This window comes from Bacteroidia bacterium (assembly GCA_033391075.1).
Classification (GTDB): domain Bacteria; phylum Bacteroidota; class Bacteroidia; order J057; family J057; genus JAWPMV01.
The window spans coordinates 7,618,585-7,638,822 of sequence record JAWPMV010000001.1 but is presented as its reverse complement, the minus strand read 5'-3'; the positions used below and the strand labels follow the sequence as shown (position 1 = coordinate 7,638,822).

19 protein-coding genes are annotated in these 20,238 nt (G+C 42.4%); 14 read left to right on the top strand and 5 right to left on the bottom strand.

Translation table 11 applies throughout. The features are described 5' to 3' along the window. The first annotated feature begins 115 nt into the window (after window positions 1-115). From R8P61_30345 to R8P61_30315, 7 genes are all read left to right on the top strand, one after another. Window positions 116-727: a hypothetical protein gene (locus R8P61_30345; protein MDW3651418.1), complete on the top strand. Its 612-nt coding sequence runs from the start codon at window positions 116-118 to the stop codon at window positions 725-727. A 27-nt stretch (window positions 728-754) separates the two neighbouring features. Continuing rightward, entirely contained in the window at window positions 755-1,240 is a 486-nt protein-coding gene (locus tag R8P61_30340; GenBank protein MDW3651417.1) for a DUF3806 domain-containing protein, read from the top strand. 35 nt (window positions 1,241-1,275) lie between these two features. Further along, window positions 1,276-1,977 carry a YjjG family noncanonical pyrimidine nucleotidase gene (locus R8P61_30335; GenBank protein MDW3651416.1) on the top strand — a complete coding sequence of 234 codons (702 nt, stop codon included), beginning with the start codon at window positions 1,276-1,278 and terminating at the stop codon, window positions 1,975-1,977. Between the two features lie 532 nt (window positions 1,978-2,509). Beyond that, window positions 2,510-3,043, top strand: a complete 534-nt coding sequence (locus R8P61_30330) for a hypothetical protein (GenBank protein MDW3651415.1) — start codon at window positions 2,510-2,512, stop codon at window positions 3,041-3,043. Window positions 3,044-3,054: 11 nt separating this feature from the next. Continuing rightward, window positions 3,055-5,628, top strand: a complete 2,574-nt coding sequence (locus tag R8P61_30325) for a DUF4132 domain-containing protein (protein ID MDW3651414.1) — start codon at window positions 3,055-3,057, stop codon at window positions 5,626-5,628. 34 nt (window positions 5,629-5,662) lie between these two features. Next, window positions 5,663-6,331, top strand: a complete 669-nt coding sequence (locus R8P61_30320; protein ID MDW3651413.1) for a Crp/Fnr family transcriptional regulator — start codon at window positions 5,663-5,665, stop codon at window positions 6,329-6,331. A 34-nt stretch (window positions 6,332-6,365) separates the two neighbouring features. Further along, on the top strand, window positions 6,366-6,722 hold the full coding sequence (locus R8P61_30315; protein MDW3651412.1) for a DUF2834 domain-containing protein: 357 nt from the start codon (window positions 6,366-6,368) through the stop codon (window positions 6,720-6,722). Window positions 6,723-6,732: 10 nt separating this feature from the next. On the opposite strand, the gene R8P61_30310 is transcribed toward R8P61_30315, so the two are convergent. Beyond that, window positions 6,733-7,671, bottom strand: a complete 939-nt coding sequence (locus tag R8P61_30310) for a glycosyltransferase family A protein (protein ID MDW3651411.1) — start codon at window positions 7,669-7,671, stop codon at window positions 6,733-6,735. Window positions 7,672-8,056: 385 nt separating this feature from the next. Here R8P61_30310 and R8P61_30305 point away from each other — a divergent pair, with 385 nt between their 5' ends. From R8P61_30305 to R8P61_30295, 3 genes are all read left to right on the top strand, one after another. Continuing rightward, window positions 8,057-9,802, top strand: a complete 1,746-nt coding sequence (locus R8P61_30305) for a hypothetical protein (protein ID MDW3651410.1) — start codon at window positions 8,057-8,059, stop codon at window positions 9,800-9,802. A 10-nt stretch (window positions 9,803-9,812) separates the two neighbouring features. After that, the gene (locus R8P61_30300; protein MDW3651409.1) at window positions 9,813-10,139 is read left to right on the top strand and encodes a hypothetical protein; all 327 of its coding nucleotides are present in this window, start codon (window positions 9,813-9,815) and stop codon (window positions 10,137-10,139) included. Between the two features lie 183 nt (window positions 10,140-10,322). Next, the gene (locus tag R8P61_30295; protein ID MDW3651408.1) at window positions 10,323-11,174 is read left to right on the top strand and encodes a hypothetical protein; all 852 of its coding nucleotides are present in this window, start codon (window positions 10,323-10,325) and stop codon (window positions 11,172-11,174) included. Window positions 11,175-11,222: 48 nt separating this feature from the next. Here the strand turns inward: R8P61_30295 and R8P61_30290 are convergent, their stop codons facing one another. The 3 genes from R8P61_30290 to R8P61_30280 form a co-directional block, all read right to left on the bottom strand. Further along, on the bottom strand, window positions 11,223-12,017 hold the full coding sequence (locus R8P61_30290; GenBank protein MDW3651407.1) for an SDR family NAD(P)-dependent oxidoreductase: 795 nt from the start codon (window positions 12,015-12,017) through the stop codon (window positions 11,223-11,225). A gap of 11 nt (window positions 12,018-12,028) precedes the next feature. Continuing rightward, entirely contained in the window at window positions 12,029-13,708 is a 1,680-nt protein-coding gene (locus R8P61_30285; protein ID MDW3651406.1) for a sodium:solute symporter, read from the bottom strand. A gap of 71 nt (window positions 13,709-13,779) precedes the next feature. Next, entirely contained in the window at window positions 13,780-14,757 is a 978-nt protein-coding gene (locus tag R8P61_30280; protein ID MDW3651405.1) for a phytanoyl-CoA dioxygenase family protein, read from the bottom strand. Between the two features lie 141 nt (window positions 14,758-14,898). Between R8P61_30280 and R8P61_30275 the strand changes: the two genes are divergently transcribed. Together R8P61_30275 and R8P61_30270 are read left to right on the top strand one after the other, a co-directional pair. Next, window positions 14,899-15,744, top strand: a complete 846-nt coding sequence (locus R8P61_30275) for an AraC family transcriptional regulator (GenBank protein MDW3651404.1) — start codon at window positions 14,899-14,901, stop codon at window positions 15,742-15,744. 185 nt (window positions 15,745-15,929) lie between these two features. Then, entirely contained in the window at window positions 15,930-16,709 is a 780-nt protein-coding gene (locus R8P61_30270; GenBank protein ID MDW3651403.1) for a nuclear transport factor 2 family protein, read from the top strand. Between the two features lie 58 nt (window positions 16,710-16,767). On the opposite strand, the gene R8P61_30265 is transcribed toward R8P61_30270, so the two are convergent. Next, window positions 16,768-18,663 carry a SulP family inorganic anion transporter gene (locus tag R8P61_30265; protein ID MDW3651402.1) on the bottom strand — a complete coding sequence of 632 codons (1,896 nt, stop codon included), beginning with the start codon at window positions 18,661-18,663 and terminating at the stop codon, window positions 16,768-16,770. A 236-nt stretch (window positions 18,664-18,899) separates the two neighbouring features. Between R8P61_30265 and R8P61_30260 the strand changes: the two genes are divergently transcribed. Further along, window positions 18,900-19,748, top strand: a complete 849-nt coding sequence (locus R8P61_30260) for a sterol desaturase family protein (protein ID MDW3651401.1) — start codon at window positions 18,900-18,902, stop codon at window positions 19,746-19,748. Continuing rightward, window positions 19,745-20,236, top strand: a complete 492-nt coding sequence (locus R8P61_30255) for a YdeI/OmpD-associated family protein (GenBank protein MDW3651400.1) — start codon at window positions 19,745-19,747, stop codon at window positions 20,234-20,236. Before R8P61_30260 ends, R8P61_30255 begins: the two co-directional genes overlap by 4 nt. Window positions 20,237-20,238 lie beyond the last annotated feature (2 nt).

The window sequence follows — 20,238 nt, the reverse complement described above, 5'->3', positions numbered from 1 at the left end:
AGAATAGCGCTAGCTTGGGTATAGAATGTGTCGATTCCTCTTAAGGTAATCCTCTATATGCTCAAGGCCAAACAATTCCCGGATGGATTCGTAAATTTGTATTCACTTCACATACATGCTAGCAGTACACTGGACACCGGTAAGTAAAACGAAAAACATACTTAAAAACGGGATACGGAAGAATAAAAAAGGACTCTTCTGCTTTCCCCTGACCGGTCACCATGCACTCGATCGTTGGTGGGTCCACTTTTTCAATAGATATCAGGTAAGAAGCCGGATGAAATACAATGGCATACTCTTCCGCATTACAGATGATGATATGCCAGCTTATTTCGGGCAATGGTTTGGGGCGACCAATTGGACAGAATTTGAAAAGGAGATCAGTACAACCAAGGAATTAGGAAAGAAATTTCGGGACAACCTCAGTTTTGAGTTGGGCTATCGAATTGCCAGTCAGAAAAAACTCCTCAAAGGCATCATTGATGGGCAGGAGATGTACAAAATTTGCATGGAGCAAGCAAAGCTGGCCCAAAACAATGATCCAAAATCCCTCATTGAAAGCATGAATTCTCATGACTATATGTGGACTTCCCTTTCGGATTATCAAATCGTCCTTTCTCATTCGATTCCTGCCAAGCGTATCCTACGAATAATTCCTCAAGGAAATGAGTTTGGCAAGGTCTTGAAAAAACGCAAAAAGGAGAAATGGAAAGGAGAGCGATATTAGCGCTAGATTTATCTCTACCTTTACACTATGTCTAAAAATATCATCGGTCCGGACGGACAGGAATACAGCGAGCAGGAAACTACAGAAGAGGGAAAAAAGAAACTTGATCTGGAGGATCTGAAGCCTGAAGAGGTAGAGTATTTGGAAAACCTTCAGGGGCTAGCAGGAGAATTACTGCAAGGACTTCCTGAATCCGATCCTGAGCATCCCTTTGCTCCCGCCAATGTCGAAGCCCTTTTAAAAATCGGACAGGAACAAAATCTGCAGGAGAAATATGGCATTGAAACCAATTTCATCAATAATGCACTCGCTGCTGCCTGGGGGAAGTATCTCGAAGATAGCTTTGGCATGCAGTGGAAGATCATCACAGATCAATATGGTCGGGAAACCGGTTTATATCACGAAAAAAATAGCCTTACCGTCTTTCCGTTCAGTTTGCTTGAGAAAGCTGTTCGCAAAGAACAATGGGGACTTTTTAGTATAATTAGCAATAAGATCAGGGAAGTACTCTAAGCCCTGTTGGAAATCTATCGATCTAAAAACACAAGATGCAAAAGCTATCCTGGCTTCTTTTTGATGTCGACAATACTTTATTAGACTTTAGCGGTGCTGCCAAAGCCGCTTTATGGGCAAGTTTTGAAGCGCATGAAGTGGAATGCACAGACGAAATTCATGCGATCTACCAGGAAGTCAACCACCACCATTGGATGGCCTTCGAACAAGGGAAAATCGATGCCGTTACCCTCCGATACAAACGCTTTGAAGTCCTCTTTCAGGAAATCGGCAGAAGCGAATTGCCTGCCCAGACGTTTAGCAAGGCTTTTCTCGACAATCTCATCCTGAAAAGTGAAGCCTATGAGGGAGTCGCGGATTTATTAACGGGTCTAAAAAAAGACTACCACCTCAGCATCGTAACCAACGGACTGAAGGAAGTTCAACGGGCACGCTTAAATCGCCTGAATATGAGCCACTACTTCGACAGCATCATTGTTTCGGATGAAATCGGAGTAGCCAAACCTCATGGAGCATATTTTGAAGCCGTTTACGATTCCATTCCCCAAAACCCTCCCAAAGAAGAAATGCTCATAGTGGGAGATAGCATTCATTCCGATATACAGGGAGGAAATGATTTCGGGATAAAAACCTGCTGGGTGAGCCATGGTAGATCAAATCAATCCGAGGTACAACCAGATTTTGAAATTCAGCATATTGATGCCTTCCCGCAATTTTTAAAAACAAATCAACTTTAAGACCATAGAAATCCTAATGCCGCAATTGGGAATGTTTGTCTGGCTACTGATCGCCTTTCTGGCAGGATTCAGTCTTTGTAAGATCTTTGGTAAGAGGAAAAGCGATTGACTCTTCCGCTGCAGGCCCCGTTTCTCTCGGGAGAGAAACAAGCCTCAATCCAGGCCGCAGGTCATCTCGAAGTTTGATTGTGAAAGGGCATGCGGGCTGAGAGATCATGTATTATTTGAGACGATCAGAAGATAAGATTCCTCGGCACGCAGGAGCCTTTCCTAACCTAGCCTCGGAATGACAAGATTTGTTTTTAATGGCCTGCGCGCACTCCATTGTTCCGCAGGCCTAGGGAGTGTAGGCCTGAGGCGAAGGGTCCATCAAGACTCAAAAATCCTTTTGAAATCTCTCGGATTTTCCCGATCTTTAACACAAGAAAAGTACAGAGGAGAACACAATATTCCCATCTCATTTTCTTTAACCCAACGCATGAAACAATTCTATCCCATTTCTGGATAGGAGGCTAAGGGTAGAGCCATTCAAATGTATCATACTTATCGGCAACTCAGGATTGAGCCTGGATTTGGCATGTCTAAATCTGGCATCAAGCTTGGGCAAGACGAATTGATTTATCCAAATAAATATGAAACTGAATTCAATCAAGTAACAAGCATAATCAACACAGATATGATCATTACCATCAAAGACGAAAGCTTTACGGGTCAAGTCATTCACGAACTGAGCCTGGACATGCAAAGCGAAAAGAGCACCGTAAGAGAAATCATTAGTGCGCGCGTACGGGAAGAGGTTAGACTTTATAATGAAAGATTGCCGGAGTATTTCAAAGGCCTGGTTAAACCCAGTGAAGCCGAGCAAAGCATCAATGGCTACAAGCTCAAACGCCCCAAGCCCATAGATGCAGAAAAGCAGGTATATATCGCCCTGGATGCCTTTCAGAAAAACGGCTTCTTTGTCCTGGTTGATACCATACAATCTGAAAGCCTGGATCAGGCGGTTATGCTTAACGAAAACACAGAAATCAGCTTCATCAAACTTACCCCTCTGGTCGGAGGATAATCAACACAATCATGGAAATACTAAAAAATGTTTTGAATTTCTTCGGTCTGGAAGAAAGCCAGGAAAGCCCCTACGCAGTTATCATAAAACAAAGTTTCAAAGAAGTAGAAGATCGTCAATACCTCTTTTCCTTAAAGGCAACAGAATTAACAGCCTGGGAAGAAATTATAAAGCCTTTATCAGATAAGGAAAAAGTAGCTTTTCTATTCTATTTATGTGATGAGATTTATGCTTACTATAAACTCAAAAAGAGAAACTATAATGATAATCCTTATAGAAGGATTTACATTCTTGAAGCTTATTTCAAACAACTCTTCAGAATTAAAATCAGCTGGGAAGATGAGGAAGTAAAACGTTTACTCAGCATCTTCATGAGCAGGCAATATCGAAATTGGGGAAATCTCTTTAGCTGGCCCATCCTTTCCTTTTTGAATCAACTCCTCAAACAGTATAAAAAAACGAGCATTTCGAAAGAGCTAGGAGAATATCTGATACATTTTCGAAAAAAGATAGACGCTTATCAGGAGTACCAATATGAGAAGGAAAGAGTGAAAGTCCTGGATCGTATAGATCAGGTACTTGGGAATAAGTCGGATGGAAAACCCACCATTGTTCCATATTACCTCAAGGGAAATGACCCGCTCAAAGACAAGGTCAATTTGTCTATAGAAAACTGGCCGAATGATCTCGAACAGTCCGTATGGTTCCTCCTGCTTAGAAAAACCCAATCTGCCAGCTCTTCGAAACCTAGTGCCCGCTACCTCAAAGACAGCAAAGCCCTCATCGAGCAATTGGGAAAGGATAGCTTCCGAAATACGATCAATGAATGGATGGAATTCGTTCTGGGCCTCAAGGAAAGCTTGAGGGACCAGGTACAGCTTACTGGATATTCATATAGGCCCAATCACTTCTACGGCTTCCTGAGTCCTCCTAATGCCGTAAACCTGAAAGGCTTAATCTGGATGAGTTCTCATTTCTCCGATGCTCGAACACTCAGCAACCTCAGTGCATTAGGGGAAAGATGTTATAAGAAAGTCCCTGGAGTTGGTCCCATTGCGCCCGCTTTGGGCAATGCTTGTTTTTATAGTCTATTCAAATCGAGAGGGTTGGATGGAATCGGCAGGCTTTCTCGCCTTAAAATGAAGATCAAACAGCCTTCTGCCAATAAAATCATCAATAAATACCTGAATCAAGCTGCCAAAGAGAAAGGCATTTCCGTCCATGAGATTGAAGACCTGGCAGTAGATAATTTTGGATTGGTAGATGGGCGAAAGGAAGTAAACTTCGATCCTTTTACAGCAGTAATTGAGATCACCAAGCCCGGCAGAACTGATTTTTACTGGTTAAAAGAAGATGGGAAGCGACAAAAATCTGTCCCTGCTTTGGTCAAGGAGAAATATCCAGACAAGCTGAAAAAACTCAAGCAAAGCAAAAAGCAGATTGAGCAGAGTACTTCTGCTCAAAAGGAGCGTATAGATCGCATGTTCAAAGTCGATAGAAAGTGGGACATGGAGACTTTCCGCAAGCATTTTCTGGATCATGGGTTGATGTCCAGTATCGCTAAAAAGCTGATATGGAATTTCGAGCATGAAGGAAAGATGACTCCTGCCATTTATTTGGAAGGGAAATGGATACATCCGGAAAAAGGAGAAGTCAAGATTACTGAAAAAGCAGAGGTTTCATTGTGGCATCCGGCTTTGGATTCGGTAGATGGGATAGAGGCCTGGCGAAATTTCCTGATCGAAAAAGAAATTCAGCAGCCTATGAAGCAAGCCTTTCGAGAAGTTTACCTCCTCACAGATGCTGAGATCAATACCCGAACCTATAGCAATCGCATGGCTACCCACATTCTAAAACAACATCAATATGTAAATCTGGCCAAAGGACGCATGTGGAAAGCGGCTTTACAGGGAGCCTGGGACGGGGGCTATGATGACTATTGTGAATTGCCCATACCTGAACACAACCTACGAGCACAATTCTGGGTGCAGGCCGTCGATGGACATGACGAATTTAATGATTCGGGGATCTGGAAATACATGAGTACGGATCAGATTCGCTTTATCAAAATCGATACAGGAGATGTTGTGGAGTTGGTAGATGTGCCACGGGTATTGTTTTCGGAAGTTCTGCGAGATGTAGATTTATTTGTAGGAGTAGCCAGTGTAGGAAATGATCCGACCTGGCATGACAATGGAGGGCGACCACAGATGCAGACCTATTGGCAAAGCTATTCCTTTGGGGACTTATCGGAGATAGCCAAGAACCGTAAGTCGATACTCAAGAATCTCGTCCCGCGTCTCAAAATCAAAGAGGTAGCAGAAGTAGGGGAAAAATTCCTGACCGTAAAAGGCAAAATCAGAACCTACAAAATCCACATGGGTAGCACCAATATCCTCATGGAGCCCAATGATCAATATCTCTGCATCGTGCCGGATCGAAGTCAGAAAAAATCTGTCTCAGAAAAAGTATTCATTCCTTTCGAAGGAGATCAGGGATTATCGATCATTTTGTCCAAGGCTTTCCTCCTGGCAGAAGATGATAAAATCAAAGATTCGACCATCACCTCTCAGATAAGAAGATAAAAAAAACTGTAGGGACAGATAATTATCTGTCCCTATGCTTTTCAGGCCATATTTCATTCATGAAATATTGGAAGCACTTTTTTATCTTGCTCCTATGAGTTTGCAGCCCTTTTTGGATCACCTCAACCAATTTTTAGCCCTGAATGAGCAAGAAAAAGAGTTTCTCATGCAGGCAGTTGGCTTACGGGAATTTTCAAAAGGAAGCATCATCCTCAAAACGAAGGAAATTTCTCAGAGCTTTTACTTTAATCTCAAGGGCTGTGTGAGGCTGTACTATGAAATAGAAGGAGAAGAAAAAACCGCTTTTTTCTATACAGAGAATCAATTTATAAGTTCTTACGAAAGCTTTACCCGCCAACTTCCGTCCCGCCACAGTCTGCAATGTATAGAGGATAGTCAATTGGTAGAAATCGGAATGGAAGCGGCTGCGAAACTGCTGGCGTTCTCCCCAAAGTTTGAAGCCCTTGCCCGTATCATGATGGAAGAGGAACTTATCATTTACCAGGACATCATTTCTTCCTTTATTACCCTCAAGCCTGAAGAACGCTACCTCAAACTGTCGGAAGAAAATCCAGGCCTGCTTCAAAGAATTCCACAATACCATTTGGCCACCTATCTGGGCATTACTCCGGAATCTTTGAGTCGGATCAAAAAAAGAAGGATGGAAAAAGATTTTCTTAACAAAAGTCAAGGAGATACCTAAAGAGAGACAGCTAGATTTGAGGAAACAATTTTCTATGAAAAGAAGCTATCTTCTCCTCAGCATCCTCGGCTTTGTCCTACCCAATATCTTTGTGTTACTGGAATCTATCGAGACTGGGAATTATCTTTTGTATGCACGCCCCCTGGAAACGATGCAACTTATGTTTGCCAATCATGTTTCCTCCGCCTTTATGATGGACCTCTTTTTTGTGCTAATCCTTTTTTTGATCTGGTCCTATAGGGAAAGCCAGAAACTGGGCATAAAGAAGTGGCCCCTGGTCTGGTTGATGACCTTTGCTTTTGGAATTGCTTTTGGCCTTCCTTTTTTCCTTTACCTCAGAGAAGACAAAAAAACAGGGTCTCACGATACTTCGCAAGACCCAGTATATTGATAAAATGCATTTAATCGTTGGTAGGTACTGCCTGTATGAGACCTTTCAGCAGGCCGGCCGGTAAAGATTTTGCTACCCTTGAAAGTAAAGCATGCCTTATGCTGCGGGACTCCCCTTTCAATTGCTGCTCGTATAATCTAGCGTTGGGAGCATCGCCATCTCCATACAGATATACCATTCCTTTCGCCAATTTAGAAAGATACTTACTCGGCTGATACTTGCGCATATCTTCCCAGTACATGCCTTCATTGATCAGGGCTCTGTATATTTTTGCTTTGGTAGTAACATTTTTCTTGCGGAGTGCCTTGGAGATGGTTCCTGCATGATCGGTGTACCAAATTCTCAAAGGCTTATGGATATAGTAGCGATTAGCAATCCGATCAATTTGGTTCCAAAGGGTGGCTTCAAAGCCCACCAAATCTTCATTGAGCCGCTTATCTCCAAGTAGTTCGGTTTTGGTGATTCCCCAAAATTCTCCACTTACCTTGGTCATGATATCCTCATAGCTGAGAAAGCCATCTTCACTCAGTCCATGACCGGAAAATTTCTGGGTAGTCGTGTCGATACAATTACAAGTAACTGCATTTATGGTCGGATCAATTTCTTCCGGAATTCTTAATAAAGTTTCCAGCGCCTCTGGAATGATCTCATCATCATCATCATGCCAGCTAAACCATTCCCCTCTGATTTGGTCCATCCCAAAATTTACTCCTCCTGCATAGCGACGATTTTCTTCCAGATGAAAAATCCGAATCTTCTTCTTGTATTTCGAAGCCTTATACTTTTTCAGGACTTCACGTGTATTATCTGTGGAGCCATTGTCAACAATAATAAGCTCCCAGTCCTTGAAGGTTTGCTTCAGGACACTCTCGATTGAGCGCTCAATCAGATGCGCACGATTATATGCTACAGTAACAAGGCTTACTTTAGGAGAACTCTTTTTTCCCATTCCCTTTCTTATTGACTTAATCAGTAAAATTGGCTGAGATGCTTTTGCCAAAATTTGGACATATTCCGGACATCAATATCTCAAGCGCTATTTTAGTTAAAGCTCTTTTCAGGGTTTTTTTGGGTCCGTATTTTTGATCTGAGTGTTACATAAAAGTACATGCCTCTATGAGTATATTTTCAACTTTCTCACGGGAAAGGAAACTTTTCTCACTAAGCGGTACATTTTGCCTCCTGAACTGTGTAGAAAAATCTACTAATTCAAACTACACGAGAAACAGTATAATTCGTCCTGGGTAGCATATGCAAAATCAAGACCGCAAATTGGGCTTTCGTCTATAATTATTTATAATTTACGGTAGAATCATGCAGCCTTGAAATACATTATGAAACCAATCCTTTCATTTCTCATTTTAATTTTCCCCTTCTTTCTTTACTCGCAATCTGACACCCTGGATTTGGACAAATTTCTGGAGGAGATGGTGAGGGCTCAGCTGGACAGAACGAAAGCAATGCAAGAAGCAGATTACAAGCCTGATATTTTGGTCATCTCTAAAAAAAATGAGTTACGTAAACTACGTCAAAGCATACAAGTAAAAAGAGAAAAACTCGAAAGAGAGCTAAGAAAAATCGAGGCAAACAAATCAGCTCCTGAGAAATATAAAGGGGGAGATAAATCTGTGATCCCAGAATTAATAGAGATTCTTAAAGGAGAAGATGCTGAGCAAAGAAGGCTGCTTTATAATCACATAGATCGAGACTATGACGATCCCGAATCCTATCAGGTTAGGGAGGCGGTTCTAGTAGAAGCCATTTTTGCCAACCTGAATAAAGAAGAAGATTTCTCTAGCATTGTCCAGTTAGCTGGCTATTCAAAACTCCCGGGCTATGTGGAAGTTTTTGAAAATTTATTGATTAAAGGCAAAGCATTTAAAGTGCCCCGATTAATTTTTTGGCTAGGTACAGATGGAAGGAGTATGAAGGCCCTCGACTTTATCTGCGAAAATATGCTGGCTGGAAACTTTGAATTAGGGGGATGGCAAAATAACAATATCCTTTTTGGCCTTGAGAAATATATAGAAAATGGCAATGAAGAAGCCAAAAAGAAAGTACTTCAGCTCTTTTGGGATATGTTGGATAAAAATCAATATGGATTGAAAGACTTTCTGGATGGGAAAGTGCTTGAAAATGTTGATCCAGCACAAAATATTCTTTCCCTTATGCTTCAGTACGAGGGAGAAAAAATACTTCCCATAGCAGAACAGCTTTCAGAAAAAGAGGAATTTAAGGGATGGGTTCAGCTGGCATTAATGCGAATAGATGCAAAAAAGTATAAGCAGCAACTATTAGAAGGCCTGGATTTTCAAAAAAGTCCCCTGGCTTATACAAATATTATGATTCATGTATTTGATGCTACTGATGAAGAGGAAATTCTCCATGAAATTATTCTCCAATTTGAGCAGAACTCATTTGAAGATTATGAACTGGATTCTTTTGTATCAAAGCTAATTGCCAGAAATCAAAAAGACCTGATTGACAAGCTGGATCAACTCCTAAAGAATCAGGACTTAATTAAAGCGTTTCAGCAATCCTATGCCTTCCAAGTTATGAGTTTTGAAGAACTGGCAGCTGATGCGCTACGCATGGGAGTGATTAGCCAAACATTTTCTCAGGATGTTTTCGAACGGGCAAAGGCCTTTCAAGAACAGACAAGTCAAGGCAAAATCAATACACTTTTTGAAGCCGCAAAAATCTCTCTATGGTTTGATGTAGAAGCCAGTATAGTTCCTTTAGATTATGACAGCCTAATGCTGGAGTTTGCAAAAAACAGTCAGGGAAGCCTGGAGGATTTGGAAGTCTGGCTAGAAGTCGAAGAAGTCTCCGAATATGAATACAGCTACAAGCTCACTGCATTTGAAAATGAGAAAGCTTATATCATAGAACTTGAGGATAGCGGAGATTGGTATGAATTAAGCCCAATCATGGAACTCCTGCATTTTATCCTCATGGAAAAAGGCTATAAAGAACGTTTCGTCGATATATTTACTGGTGATCAAACGGCTCAGTTCATTTTTGGTCCACCTGAAGCGGTTTATGCATTCGCCAAAAAGTATAAGCTTCTTCATTTTTAAGCATAAGCAGATGTCAATTCGCTTAAAAATTATCGGCTTTATACTTCTCCCCTTCCTATTTATGGTGGGGATAAATGAATGTAGTCCCTCTCCTACTCATGCTTATGACAACGTTGACTGCAGCCGTTATTGCCACGACAAAGGCTGCCCACATGCAGGTAGTTTTCGGGAGAATCATCCTCAACTTTCTTCCTACTATGTCGCCAATATTCAATGGCTCAAAAACAATCCTTTGGGCATGAGTTATCAGGCCATAAATCTCTTGATTTACGTAATTCTTGCTCCCCTTTTTATGCTCCTTCTTTTCTGGGGCCTTATTCGAAAAAGACATGGCTGAAATCCTTAAATCGACCTACTTTTATTTCACAGATTTCTGTATCAACATGGCCAATCTCCTGGGCATGAGCTATATGGAATTTAATTTCTGGCTCTTTTTAGTAGCGATTCCCGCTTTTATTTTGATTTTATTCCTGCTAAATCTATATCGATATATTCTTAAACCTAATTTCCTGAAACGTACATGAAGAAATACATCACGCTGGTTTTACTCGCTTTTATTGCCTGCGAAAAACCGTCTACAACCGAAAAAACGGAAACTACTGCCTACCAATTGATAGAAGAAGATGGCATTTATGTAGAAGTGTTTGATTCTACCTATACAGATCAAAATCGCTTTACAGACAACAATCGTATTTATCTACCCGGCCGGGCATTTGCCTATGATTTCTTTCACCAAACCAAAGAAGGCAAAAAACAATCATTCAAAGACGGCAGAGATCCGGAGAAATGGGCTACTTCCTGGCACTTTGTTGAGCCGGATGCTGAAGCCGCAGTTAAACAGGTAATCATTAAGTCAAGAAGTGGTCTCAGTCCTTTTGTCGAAAGCATACCCGACTACAATCAGACCATTGTTTCCTATGACTATCCGGATGTTTCCGGGAATTCGACTTTCAATTCCATGTCCGGAGTCATTGAAAATGAAAAAAACACCTGGATACATCCTCCCCGGGATAAATATTTTCGCATCCTTGAACTCAATCCTTTTCCTTTTGTTCAGGCTCCTTATGAAGTGGGAAATAGCTGGGACTGGTCTTTGAACATTGGAGCTGCCTGGGGAGATGAACGATGGAAGGAATGGGAAGGGGTGATCGAAAACACCTATCAGTATGAGATCAAAGAAAAGAAGCTATATCAAACAGCATTGGGAGAAATCGAGTGTATTGAAATACATGCTAGTGCTACAAGCGATTTAGGGCTTACTCAGCTGGTATCTCTTTTCAATCAGGAATATGGCTTCGTAAAGCTTGATTATACCAATATTGACAGTTCAAAAACCATATTGGAATTGGTGGCAGTGAAAGAGCCAGCTTAAAGAATTCTTCATAGGGACAGATTATAATCTGTCCCTATGAGTATAATTTTACAAAATCCCTCCCGTACTTCCTCCATCTACCTTGACAGAGGCTCCATTGGTCGCGACTGCCAACGGGCTACTCAGGTATGCAATGGTACTGGCTACTTCTTCGACTTTGGCAAAACGAGCCAATAGAGAAGAGGTTCGGATATTGGTAAAGAAATCAGCTTCTGCTTGTTCAACTGTACTTCCCTCTTTCTTAGCCAGCTTTTCCAGAAAGCTTTCGGCCCCTTCTGTAAGGGTAGATCCCGGCAAGACACTATTGACAGTAACTTCAGTTCCTTTGCATAGTTGAGCGAGTCCACGTGAAACAGAGAGCAATGCCGCTTTGGTCATGCTATAGGCAATCAGATCCTCAGGAATCAGGGTCGCACATTCGCTGGAAATAAAAATAATTCTTCCCCAATTTCGATCGAGCATTTTGGGAAGAATGGCTCGGGAAAGTCGGACACCACTCATCACATTTACTTCGAAATGCCTGAACCAATCCTCATCTGTAGTATCATAAAATGAAGTACTGCTATAGATACCGACATTGTTGATGAGGATGTCGATATCCGGGAGCATTTTTATTAGCCCATCTACTTCTTCAGCCACCCCAAAATCAGCAGCAATCCCACTGACTTTCGCTCCTTCTACCTCAGCCTTCAATTTCTTAACGGCTTTTTCCAGACTGGCTTGATTCCTTCCATTCAAAATAACTTCTACCCCTTCCTGAGACAGCATTTTAGCAGTTGCATAGCCAATTCCGGAAGTAGAACCCGTAATCAAGGCGGTTTTATTTGTTAATTTCAGATCCATATCAAGAAGACTTAAGCTGCCAATCCCAGCGGACTAAATGCCCACCAAAGGATCAAAACCAGACCAATTAATAATAAGGTCAGTCGCACATCTGTATTCATTTTAAATCCAGCTCGATCTCCATTTCTCTGGAATGTAAGCATTGCCAAATCTTCGGGATTCTGAGCCTCACTAGTACGACTCACCAGCATCAATACTGCTGCACAGAAAATGAAAAGGAAGAAAGCAAAATGAAGGAAGTTGATTCCTAAAAACATGCTCAGGAGAGAGCCTTCGCTAATCGTAATTGCTCCTTCTTTGCTCATAAATTCTACTACCAGACGAAACACACCGATTGCAAAACCTGACCATAAAGCCACGATTGCACCGCGGGCATTGATCCAGGGATAGAATAAACCGAAGAGAAAAACGGCTGCGATTGGAGGCGAAATATAAGCTTGAACACTTTGGAGATAAAGGAAGATCCCTCCTCCCATGAGGGTTTCCATAAATGGAATCCAACCCAAACTCACAATCACTAAAACGACGGTTGCAATCTGTCCAAATCTCACCAATTCTTTCTCTGTCGCATTGGGATTTTTTTGTTGGTAAAAATCTATAGTCAGCAGAGTTGAACTGGAATTGAAGGCAGAGGAAAGGGAACTCATGAGTGCCGCCAGAAGACCTGCAATGGCCAGTCCTTTTAAACCAGAAGGCAGAAAGTTGGTGATCATAGCAGGCAGAGCCTGGTCTGCTTTTTCCATAGAGAATTCCAGCATCCCTTCTTGCATGAGGGCGAAAGCAATTACTCCCGGGATAAAGAAGATAAAAACTGGTAATAATTTTAGATAGCCGGCAAATAGGGCTCCTTTCCGAGCATTGGGGATGTCTTTGGCTGAAAGGGCGCGCTGTACGATATATTGATCCGTACACCAGTACCAGACTCCAAGTATGGGTGCACCAAAGAGCATACCGGTCCAGGGATATTCAGTATCGCTCATCGGCCTCCATAAATTGAAGAATTCACTGGATGCCGGACTATTCCCTCCTTCTGCAGCCCTATCCAGAATGGCCATCATTTCACCCCAGCCTCCCAATTGATACAGACCGAAAAAGGTAACAGCCATGGTTCCGGCCAAAAGAATAAAGGCCTGTACCATATCGGTATAAATTACCGCTCGTAATCCTCCCAAAACAGTATAGAAACCTGTCAATAAAACAGTAATTATAGCTCCTGTCCAAAAGGGAATTCCGATTACCTCAAAAACCAGTGCACCTGCAAAAATAATGAGGGAAATCTTGGTGATGATATAGGCGAGAATGGATACCACGGAAAGGTAATTTCGGCAGGCTTTTGAATAGCGTTTTTCCAAAAACTCCGGCATGGTATATACTCCGGTTCGTAAGTAAAAGGGCACAAAAACCCAGCCCAAAAGGATCAGAACCAAAGCGGCCAGAATCTCAAAATTGGCCATAGGCATATCTCCCCTTGCACCGGCGCCTGAGACTCCCAGGATAATTTCCGAACCGATATTTGAAGCGAATAAGGAAGCCCCAACCACCAACCAGGTTTGGCTTTTCCCCGCCAGAAAATAATCGACCGAAGCCCCTGATTCAGCTTCGCTGCCAGAGGCCCATTTGGCGATATACAGAATGATTCCGAAGTAGATGAGGATAATGACTATATCCCATAAGCTAAGTGCGTCGAGCATAGAGTAGTATTTTTTCTAAATCTAAATATACAGAAGGGATGGAAGCTTCCATCCCTTCTGTTGTGATTAATTTACCATTTTTTCAAACCGAGCAGTTTCTCTCCTAATTCTGTTAGATCTGCTGTCTCATACTTAGTTTGCTCCCAGTTGCGAGGATCGCCGGGAAATGCATATCCCTCCGGCGCAATGCGCTTTTCCCAACTATTTACCCTCCAGTCTCTAAGTGAGTCATTTTCTTCCTGAGCTGGCATCATGGAGATATACTGAGCAATTCGAACTTTATCTGTAGAAAGATTGGGGCGAATACCATGGGGCTGGGTAGAGTTGAAGATCAGAAGATCGCCGGCTTCCAGTTTTACCTTCACAATTTCATCTTCCAGACCAGTGGTATCCGGTTGGAAATGATTGCGGTCATCCGGCTGGGTCAATTTCCACTCATGGTAGTTTCTGTACAGCCAGGGGATACACTGGAAACCTCCCATATTTTCGTCTGTCTGATCCTCCAAAGCCAGAACTCCCTGTACATTTTGAGGAAGAGTTTCCGGGTCGTAATCCCAGTGAATAAAACCTTTGTATTCATGTCCGGGACGCATGGGGAAATTCAAATTTGCACGGTCTATGGTTACCCAAAGTTTTTCCGTTCCCCAGATATCAACAAAAGCATCATATACTCTCTGGCTCATGCGGTTGTTCCAAAGGTGTTGGTTATTGTAAACCTCAACCATACCGGTACCTGTGAGTTCTTTCATTTTCATTTCTGCACGAGGGGCCGTGTACCAGGAGGCAGGATTATCGGGGCTCTTTTCTTCAAATTCCCAGAGAAAATTTGCGGTCGCCCGAGCTTGTTCTTTTGGAACAGCTCCTTTGATGACGATATATCCCATGTGTTTCCAGAAAGCCCAGTCTTCTTCGCTGAGTACGCGTAAAGGCTTTCCATTGGAACGATCACTGAGTTTGATCTTACTTGAAGTAGCTGTAGAGGGATTCCCGGGAATGTCCGTATGTGCATTATCGGGAATCATGGCAGGGGTTTGCTTTGTATTTTTCATTTTGAGATTGTTTTAATGATTTAATACAAAGCTAGGCTCAGCATAGAGTCATCTCCACTCCAATTTTTGCCAAAATTTGAACTATATTGATATTTTCAATGTTTTATACCCGAACTTTGCATACTTAGAACAAATATTTTCATGAAAACCCAGTTTGAAAGTATTCGACCTGATGAAGGAAGTTCCTTCCGACTTTTGCGCAATCCCCAGCTGAGTGAAGTTTTCCTTTGGCACTTTCATCCGGAATATGAATTGGTTTATATAGAAGGAACCAATGGAAACCGGCATGTCGGAGACCATATTTCTCCCTATACTTTCAATGACCTGGTCCTGATTGGCTCTAATATTCCCCACCTGAATTTTGACTATGGGGTAAAGGGAGATTATGAAAAAGTCGTTTTGCAATTTCATCCCTATTTTAAACAGGAATTTTTTCAAAAATTTCCGGAACTACAGCAGATCTATACTTTGTTTGAGCGCTCCCAAAAGGGGATAGCATTTTCTGGCCAAACCAAAGAAGAAATTGGAAGACGCTTAAAAAGCTTTCATTTACTTTCAGCTTTTGATCAATTTCTCGAGCTCTTACATATTTTCCAGCTTTTATCTGAAAGTGAAGAATTTGAGCTGCTGCATGAAGAGGATTATGTAAATTCCTATAGCAAAAAGGAACAGGAAAGACTCCGAAAGATATATGCCTTTGTAGACATCCATTATGCTGAGAAAATATCGATCGACATGGTTGCGGAACTTGCTACGCTCAGCAAAGCAGCCTTTTGTCGCTACTTCAAAAAGGCGCATGGAAGCACCTTCATAGAATTCCTCAATCAATACCGAATCAGCCAGGCAAAACGCTTATTACTTTCTGGTAAAAGAGTAGGCGAAGCCTGTTACGAAAGCGGCTTTGAAAGCCTGTCTTATTTCAATCGAACCTTCAAAAAAGTAGCCGGAGAAAACCCCAGCGCTTTTAGGGAAGCGTATTTTAAATGAAATCATTCCAGATTTTATTCAAAAAAAATACATTCCTAAAGTATTGATAATCAACTTTAGTCATATTTTACATACTAGGAAATAAAAATATAACTACTTGTTTTTTTCATACTAAAACATGCTATTTGCTGATGTTTGGGCTTCAGTTGAAGGCCTTTATCATCTAAGTAAATATTCTTTTACAAATGTTAAGTCAAGCAGAAAAACAAAACATCCAATTGGTGTGGGACGGCATGGGAGCTATCCTGGAAACCAAGGATGAAGAAGTAGTAGAGAAATCCTTCGCAAAGGATTTCATCCAACATAATCCCTGGGCCAAAGACGGCATCGAACACATCAAGGAGATGCTGCAATTTGATTTTGGCTACAAGGCCGTGAGGTGGATTTCAGACGAGGACATCATGGTGTATCACGGCTATTACACCGCCCCCAATCCCTTGGGTGATCTTCCTCTGCTTTGCGTGGATATGTGGAGAGTAGAAGATGGGAAAATAAAGGAACATTGGGATGCTTTGGCGCCTATGCCTCAGGATCAGTTGGAGAAAGCGATAGCCGGAGGAGGAGATGGTGAGAAAGCGGTTTCAGCCGAAAAGGTTGCCGCCAATAAGCAAGGCGTAAAGCGCTTTTTGGATCATGTCCTGAATCGAGGTAGAATCGATCAACTCAAAGAATTTGTAAGTTCCGAGTATATCTACCATCATGAAACGGAAGGAGAATTGAAAGGCCATGCTGATTTGGAGGAACATATTGTTAAAAAACACGGAGGCCGGATGTTGCATGACAATAAAGCCCTCTTGGCTTCGGGCGATCTCGTTATGGCGCATTCCCATTTCTTTGGGGAGGAGGAACGAGTAGTTTTCGACTGGTTCAGGATGGACGAAACCAGCAAAATTCTGGAGCATTGGAGTGTCGTTCAACCCATAACTCCTTTGGAAGAAGTCGCCAATGTGCATCCGCACTTTTAGCCGGACCTAGACCTAAGGTCAAAAAAGAAGCGCAGCCTTTTGAGCCACGCTTCTTTTTTTATCCTTCCAGTTTCTTTGCCAGCAACTTCAATTCTTCATCCAGAGCCCCTTCCTGGCTGAGTATATCCTTTAACCAGACAGTGCAATCCGTGAAGGTGTCAAACACATGCTTTTCTTCTACCACCTCGGGGATTATGAGCATGTCCCTCAAAAAGCCCGCGACCTGCTCATTTACCCCACAAAGCACCACGAGCACCTCTCTAGCATGCAATTCTCCGATGACCGATTCAAGGGCATACATGCCAGACTGATCTATAAATGGTACCTTTTCCATTCGAATTACCAATAAATGAGAGTCTTTCAAGTTCGCAATTACGTTGCGAAAGTTATTGACGATACCGAAAAACATAGGCCCATCAAGGTGTTTGAACAGGACTTTACTTCTGATTTCATCAGCAATCTGTACTTCATCCTCCCAAAGCGGTTCTGCCTCATGACTTTCTTCCAGGTCAACGATTCTTAAGGTATCTGCGGAAATATCACTCATTCTCTTCAGGAAGACGAGAGCAGCCATTACCAGACCTACTCCTACTGCATAGACCAATTGCCAGAAGACCGTAAGCAGTAATACCGTGATCAAAATGATTTTTTCGGAACCTTCCATCTTAGGAAGGGCTTTCAATCCTTTATAATCCATTACGCCGATTCCAACCGTCAGCAGAATACCCGCCAAAACTCCCGCAGGAATCATAGAAGCAATAGGTGCCAGAGAAATAAGAATAATCAGGAGGAATAATCCGGCCACCATGCCTGAAATTTTGGTTTTCCCGCCTGCCTGAATATTGACAACCGTACGAATCGTGGCACCTGCTCCTGGCAAGCCGGCAAAAAGTGCGGAAATACTATTGCCTATCCCCTGCCCAATCAGTTCTCGATTGGGTTTGTGTCGGGTCTTGGTCAGGTTATCAGCTACTACTGAGGTTAACAGGGAATCAATAGCCCCCAATAAGGCCAGCATAAAAGCCGTAACGATATAGGGAGCTAGAGCGGATGCATTAAATTCCGTAAATATTCGCCACTCAGGCATCGGGATTTGGGAAGGAATTTCTCTAATGGTGAGGTAATCTATTCCCAGCGCAATAGCTCCTCCCGTAACCGCCACCAGGGCTATAAGTGTACTCGGAATAGCTGTAGTAATCCGTTTAAAGCCGTAGATAATGAATATGGTAATCAGAGCCAGCAATAATTCTGTCCAATTGATATTGCCCAGGGCCTTGGGCAAATATTTGAGTGAGCCAATCACACCTTTGGAAGAATTGCTGGCCAATACTTCAGCTTCTCTTAAAATGGCTGCATCTGAGACTTCTTCAGATCGACTGATCGTACCCTCAAAATTCTCCATCACCAATTTCCCTCCTTCCGCTTCCTCAGCCAGGATTCGATTCAAAATCAACTCTTCCGCCTGGGGCTTGAAGCTATTTATCACTTGTGCATCATTGCCTGAATTATAACCTAAGGCAGGCAAAAGCTGTGTAATAATGATGATGACGCCTATACCCGTCATAAATCCCGATACAACTGTATAGGGAATAAACTTGATGTAGGTCCCCAATTTCAGTGCACCCATCCCTATCTGAATAAGTCCGGCTAACATAAAAACCATCAAAATAACGGGCAGGGCAGCGTCTAAATCCCCCTCAAAGGTCTGTAAAATTCCTGCTATGACCAGCATACTCAAAGCCGTCATAGGCGCGGTAGGTCCACTGATTTGGGTTGAGGTCCCACCTAACATAGCCGCAAAGAATGCCAGGAAAGCAGCCCCATAAAGTCCGGCAGCTGCTCCGAGGCCGGATTGTTCCCCAAAGGCCAAAGCCAGGGGTAAAGCAACGATACCTGCTGTTATCCCACCGAGCAGATCATTTCTGAAAAAGGAAAAATCAAAGAATTTTTTCACGGGTAATTATATTTTGAACTTAAACGCAGCGGCATTTACGCCTTTTATTGAACAAAAATCAAAAAAATTCATTTTTGCCTCTGCAAACCCAGCAAAAGTGGAGCCCGGGTATACAGCTTTACATAAAGAAATGATCAATCCGGCAATTGTTTAAAAATTATCCTTCAATTTATCCGAAAAGGAAATACCTCTCTTTTTCGAAAATCCAGCGAGAGCTGTTATTTTGTTGATCTGGCATGGAAAATATAAGTGCGAATACCGTATATGCAGTTGGTCTGCCCATTGCTTTTTTCCTCATTCTTCTGGAGGCGATTTACTCGGCATGGAAAAAACGCGGCTATTACAATTGGGGGGATTCCTGGGGAACTTGGGGATTATTTTTGGGAAATACCCTTATGATTCTCTTCACCCGGGCGCTTATCTTCGCCTTCTACCTCTTCCTTTATCAATTCTGCCTATTCGATCTAAAGCTCTACCTCCCTACCTGGGCCGTTTGGCTTTTTTCCTTCTTTTTGATTGACTTTACTTTTTACTGGTTTCACAGAGCTTCGCATCGTTCACGCTTTCTGTGGGCCATTCATATGAATCATCATTCCAGCGAGGAAATGAATTTTCTGGTAGCTTTTCGTCAGGCCTGGTTTGGGCCCCTGGCAAAGGTACCCTTCTTCCTGTTTCTCCCCTTGCTCTTTCTCGACCCAACAATTACAATTGTTTCTGGAGCCATAGCCACTTTGGTGGGTGTTTTGGGGCATACACGTACCGTTCCCAAACTGGGGCCTTTAGAATGGATATTTAACACCCCCTCCCACCATCGGGTTCATCATGGCAGCAATCCCGATTATATTGATAAGAATTATGGAAACTTATTCATCATTTGGGATCGTATGTTTGGGACTTTTGCAGAGGAAAAAGAAGCCGTAGTCTATGGACTGACAAAAAACGTGAATACCTTCAATCCCTGGAAGATCACCTTTATGGAATGGGTAGCTCTATGGAGGGATATAAAACAGGCGAAAAACTGGAAGCAAGGACTTCAACATATTTGGAAAGCCCCTGATTGGCAAGCAGAACAAGAAAAAAGATGAAAGACGAGAAAGCCGCAGTCGATAGAGAATGCCTCTTAAAGAAATGGCCCGGCAAAGGAGGCTGGACCTATGCAGAAATCCCGGAGATTCCGCAAGACAGGAAAGCTCCTTTTGGTTGGGTGACTGTCAGAGGGTGGATTGACGACTATGAATTAAAGAGATTCAAATTAATGCCTATGGGTAATGGGCAGCTATTCCTTTCTGTGCGTAAAGAGATTCGAAAGAAAATAGGCAAGGAAGCCGGAGATATGGTTAAAGTGCTTTTATATCCGGATTTATCTCATTTGGAAATTCCTCAGGAAATTATGGATTGTTTCGAACTGGAACCCAAAAAAACTTATGAGAATTTCATGAAGTTAACCGAAGGAGATCGAAAGCTTTATCTGGACTGGATTTATGATGCCAAGAAAGAGGAGACCAAAGTGGAGCGTATCGCAAAAATGATGGACAAGGTTTTGAAAGGGAAACGATTTTGGGATAAAGAGTAGGG